This is a genomic window from Ectobacillus sp., assembly GCF_056992975.1.
Map to the genome: position 1 here is coordinate 1 of NZ_JBXKMX010000131.1, position 4,285 is coordinate 4,285.

Genomic DNA, 4,285 nt, shown 5'->3' on the forward strand with positions numbered 1-4,285 from the left:
GGCATGTTTATGGTTTGGGGGGTAAGTCGTACATCTATTTCCTGCTGATTTGCTGCAAATACTTTACTCGTTGGATTGGATATGCATACAAGTAATACATAAGCGAGTAATCCGAGCCAGAATACACGTGATCGCATAGCAATCCCTCACTTACAATCATATATTTACAAAAAGGTAGTGTACGTACCATATTTGTATTTTTATTTATTAGAATCTCCAGGTTCTTGCGTTGCGTTAAATGTCCAATTGAGGTTTAATTGGTCACCTTGAAATACATTTTGATCCTGCTGATTGTCAACAAATTCGAATTCTACGAATATCGTATCATCTGTATTCGGTGCCAATCCTTTTCCTTCATAATCAACAATACCTTTAGCAATTAAATCCGTTACTTGTCCATTTTCAGTAGCCTTCTTTAACTCTGAAAGAGTCGTTTCCCAAATAGGTGTAGTGTTTTTATCAAGATTCCATAGAAATTTCACTTTAATATGATCACCAAAATCTTGTTCACCGTTATCCCCTTTTGCATCTACCACATTGTAGTTCGTTAGCAAGTGAATATTTTGAATTGGTAATGTACCTTTATTAATGAGTTGAAATCCGCGATCCACAACATCACCTGGCTTAAGCTGATCTAAATTCACAATTACTTGCGGATCAACAGATAAGTCAAGCGTACCTGCAGCAAATGTATTTTGAGTTACTTCTTTGTCACTAAAGTATGCAACCGTGCCGCCCCCAATTAAAGATAGTCCCAGTGCCGCAGCAGTAATACCCATTACAAGCTTTTTTTTCATACCCATTTTCGTTTTCCCCCTATTAATGGTTTTTTATTTAACACAAAAAGACTTACGTAGAATGACCTTCATCTGAATGATTGGCTGAAGCATTTATGCTGCGAATCCCTCCTATAATTGATATAGAAGCATACAACAACAAAGCAATTCCTGAAGAGATTAGAAAAAGAGCAGAACCCACCTTTGAGCTAGCAAAGCTCGCAACATACCCAACATACGGTATAGTGAACCCGGTATATTTCCCTATAATATTTTGAGGCAAAACAATTCCTTCATCAGCGGCATGATTCGCATCACCTTTTGTTTTGTATACAGCTTGTCCATTTGCTTCAGTTGTTTCTACAATGCGATGCGTAACAAGCGGACCGTTCTTCAATTTAAATGTAATAACATCCCCTGGCTTGAATGACATGCCGTTTTTGATAGGTTCGATTGCTATAACAGAACCAGTGTGAAAGACCGGTTCCATAGAGCCAGAAAGAACAGACTTTATTTCATAGCCAAACATCTTTGGTTCTCCGCCGTATATTCTAGATGATATAGAAAAATATGCTAACAAAAGGATGAAACAAAACAAGAAAATGGAGAGTAAATTGCTTACAATACGTACTGTTTTTTTCATGTAGAATGATCTCCAATCTGTACTACTTGTTCAGTTACATTTACATTCTAAGGCTGAGTTTTTGGTGGTACCTGAGCTCCTGATGTGGTTGGTGTCTGTGTTTGAGGTAATAAACTAGATGTCTTAGCTGAAGATAATGCACTGGGAGTTCCATTGACTGGTGGTTGATTTTGAACTAGATTCATTAAATCTGCTTTTATTTTCTCTGTATTCTTTATGTAGGTATCTACGCTTGTAACCATTTGCTCAAATGATGCATAAGCAGGATTTACGTAATCTGTAATACTCCGATATTTACTTGTTACATCCTTTGAAACCGGTGGTTCTTGCTGTGCTTTCTGATAATAGTCCACCATTTGCTTGTTCATCGTTTGTAAAGAGATTTGATCCTTTTTCATCACTTCTAACTTTTTTGAAACTTCATCTAGCTTACTTGTTGCGAGTTTAAGAGACAACTCGGCATTCGGGCCTGAAATGCTATCATAAGTAGTGGAAACCCGGTTGGTTACATCCTGTGCTTGTTGTTGTAAATTTTCAATCGTCTTCGGAAAAACAAATGCAGTATGAATCTCATAAACTGTACTTTTCTTGCTAGAAAAGTATGACCTTGTTTCACCAACAACTTGAGAACTTACATAAAACGACAACGAACATAAACATACTAGTACTGACACATTTCGCATTACCTTAACTGGGGCATTTTCCATAGGTCTCCCCCTTTCTCTGTTGCATACATTGTTCTTTTTAAAGAACTTATAACGCTAGTATAATGGCAAAATAAGTAAAATAAAAGGATAATTTAATATAAAATGTAAAATTTATATTTTTCGCTATTTTTTACAATATATATAATGCGATTCTTATATATTTTAGAAGTAGAAAGGGACTATGTCTCAATTGACATAGCCCCTACTATTATGCAGAAATATTTTGTTTTCGTTTTCTCATTCTAACCCCAACCCTACTGATGAATAAGAGCGCAAGTAACCCTAACCCTATAGGTATAATGCCCTGTTTCATCACTTGAGTAGGTGGCTTTTGAAAGGTTGCACTTTCCTTTGATAGCACATGAATGGAATCAATGACTTGTCCATTTTTTATCAGATCAACCTGGCCAAGCATTTGGCCTTTTACAATACCATGCTCGTATAATGAATTATTATCTAGTTGAAGCGGATGAAACACAACATTAACATTTTTCCCTTCGCCTTTTTTCAAGACGAGATCTGAGCTTCGTTCTAGCTCTAACGGGATAGACTGACCTAATAAATCCGTCGTCTGCGACCACTGAGTTTTATCTACAATATGCTGCTTCTCAAAAAGCGGGAACACATCATTTGTGATTGCCTTCGCATCCTCATACACTTCCGGATTTCGAGAGCTCATCACAACATTAATAATGCGATTTCCATCCTTTTCATTTATCTGCACAAGTGTATTATGCGCTTCATTCGTAAATCCAGTTTTCCCAGCAATCACATTTGGATTATCAAAATATTTGGCTTTATTTAAAATAGAAATTGTCTGACGCGATGTCGTAACCGTCGTTCTCTTCGTATTCATCGCTTTCATAATTTCTGGATATTTACTAGCCTCACGCGCAATAAGCGCCATATCATAGGGCGATGTATAATGATTCGGATCATGCAGTCCATTTGGCGTTACAAAGTGACTATCCTTCGCACCGAGTTCGTTTGCCTTTGCATTCATTAAACTAGAGAAGTCTTCCGCACTACCTGAAATATGCTCCGCAATTGCATACGCCATATCATTTGCACTAAGCACCATCATAATCGTAAGCGCGGTATCCCGGTCAACAGAATCACCTACATGAAAATCAACCTGATAATTACTCTTTTCCTGCTCTAACGCCTTTTGTGAAAACGTAATCCTCTCCCCCGGCTTCGTATGCTCCATCAGCAAAATAGCCGTAAGCACTTTCGTAATACTAGCCGGATATGCACGGTGATGTGCCTGCTTGTCATACAAAACATCACCCGATTTCGCATCCATAGAAACAGCAAATTCTCCAACAACATGTGGCTGTTCTTCAGCATAAACAGAAGACACACCAAATAGCAGCAAAGCCATCAAGACTAGCGCAATTCTCCGTTTCATCCTATTCTCCCTTGTGTGTTATCTCTCTATCTAGATGTATTGTAAATTCCCCTTAATAAACAAAAAGCTTCCGCATTATTTTAAAATACCATCCGCTTAAATTCCTTTTTTAATATATCACAATGTATAAAAAAATAACATACAAGATTCAATTGACAATTTCTTCATGCTTCTGTATAGTGTTACTATATTTCTCCCTGATCCTGTAGCTCAGCTGGGAGAGCGCCACCTTGACAGGGTGGAGGTCGCTGGTTCGAGACCAGTCGGGGTCATCCAACATAAAACGCATAAAAACGTTATTCCACTAGGCTTTTCAATTATTTAATAATTGAGAAGCCCTTCTTCATTTTGACGCCTTTTACAGTCTTGGTCACACTTTGGTCACAGTAAGATTATTTGATGATTGCATCAATTTTTTTCATCACTTCTTCTTGCATGATTGGTAACACATGCGAATATGTGTCCAGTGTGATTTTAATATTACTATGACCCAACCGCTCCGATATCACTTTAACATTAATTCCTACCGACAAGAGTAATGTTGCATGTGTATGCCGTAAATCATGAAACCGTATTTTAGGCAATTCTGCTTTTTCTATCAATCGGTTATATGTTCTTCTTAAATTAGCTGGATTTAATGGCGTACCCATTTGTGTACAAACTACTAAGTCCATTTCTTGATAAGAAGAACACTCCTGTCTTACCTTGTCAGTATATAGTTTGTGTACTTTAAGTGTTTCTATAGTCT

The 4,285-nt window shown here is 37.3% G+C and carries 5 protein-coding genes and 1 tRNA gene; 1 reads left to right on the forward strand and 5 read right to left on the reverse strand.

The genetic code is table 11. The features are described from left to right. Window positions 1–200 precede the first annotated feature (200 nt). The 4 genes from AC11ZT_RS06560 to AC11ZT_RS06575 all read right to left on the reverse strand — a co-directional run bounded on the left by AC11ZT_RS06560 (window position 201) and on the right by AC11ZT_RS06575 (window position 3,510). Window positions 201–803, reverse strand: coding sequence for a TasA family protein (locus AC11ZT_RS06560; RefSeq protein WP_484058829.1), 603 nt, complete (start codon window positions 801–803; stop codon window positions 201–203). Between the two features lie 46 nt (window positions 804–849). After that, on the reverse strand, window positions 850–1,419 hold the full coding sequence (gene sipW, locus AC11ZT_RS06565) for a signal peptidase I SipW (RefSeq protein WP_484058830.1): 570 nt from the start codon (window positions 1,417–1,419) through the stop codon (window positions 850–852). A 47-nt stretch (window positions 1,420–1,466) separates the two neighbouring features. Beyond that, on the reverse strand, window positions 1,467–2,126 hold the full coding sequence (locus AC11ZT_RS06570) for a hypothetical protein (RefSeq protein WP_484058831.1): 660 nt from the start codon (window positions 2,124–2,126) through the stop codon (window positions 1,467–1,469). Window positions 2,127–2,334: 208 nt separating this feature from the next. Beyond that, a complete protein-coding gene (locus AC11ZT_RS06575; protein WP_484058833.1) occupies window positions 2,335–3,510 on the reverse strand; it encodes a D-alanyl-D-alanine carboxypeptidase family protein in 1,176 nt (391 codons plus the stop codon). A 225-nt stretch (window positions 3,511–3,735) separates the two neighbouring features. On the opposite strand from AC11ZT_RS06575, the gene AC11ZT_RS06580 reads away from it, so the two are divergent. Next, a tRNA-Val gene (locus AC11ZT_RS06580) sits at window positions 3,736–3,813 on the forward strand. A 116-nt stretch (window positions 3,814–3,929) separates the two neighbouring features. Here AC11ZT_RS06580 and AC11ZT_RS06585 read toward each other — a convergent pair. After that, on the reverse strand, window positions 3,930–4,285 hold a 356-nt coding region (locus AC11ZT_RS06585), incomplete at its 5' end, for a site-specific integrase (protein WP_484058832.1).

Excerpts from the sequence above, each read along its gene's own strand:
- AC11ZT_RS06570 (WP_484058831.1), bottom strand. The coding sequence starts at position 2,126 with ATGGAAAATGCCCCAGTTAAGGTAATGCGAAATGTGTCAGTACTAGTA.
- AC11ZT_RS06575 (WP_484058833.1), bottom strand. The coding sequence starts at position 3,510 with ATGGCTTTGCTGCTATTTGGTGTGTCTTCTGTTTATGCTGAAGAACAG.
- AC11ZT_RS06560 (WP_484058829.1), bottom strand. The coding sequence starts at position 803 with ATGGGTATGAAAAAAAAGCTTGTAATGGGTATTACTGCTGCGGCACTG.
- sipW (WP_484058830.1), bottom strand. The coding sequence starts at position 1,419 with ATGAAAAAAACAGTACGTATTGTAAGCAATTTACTCTCCATTTTCTTG.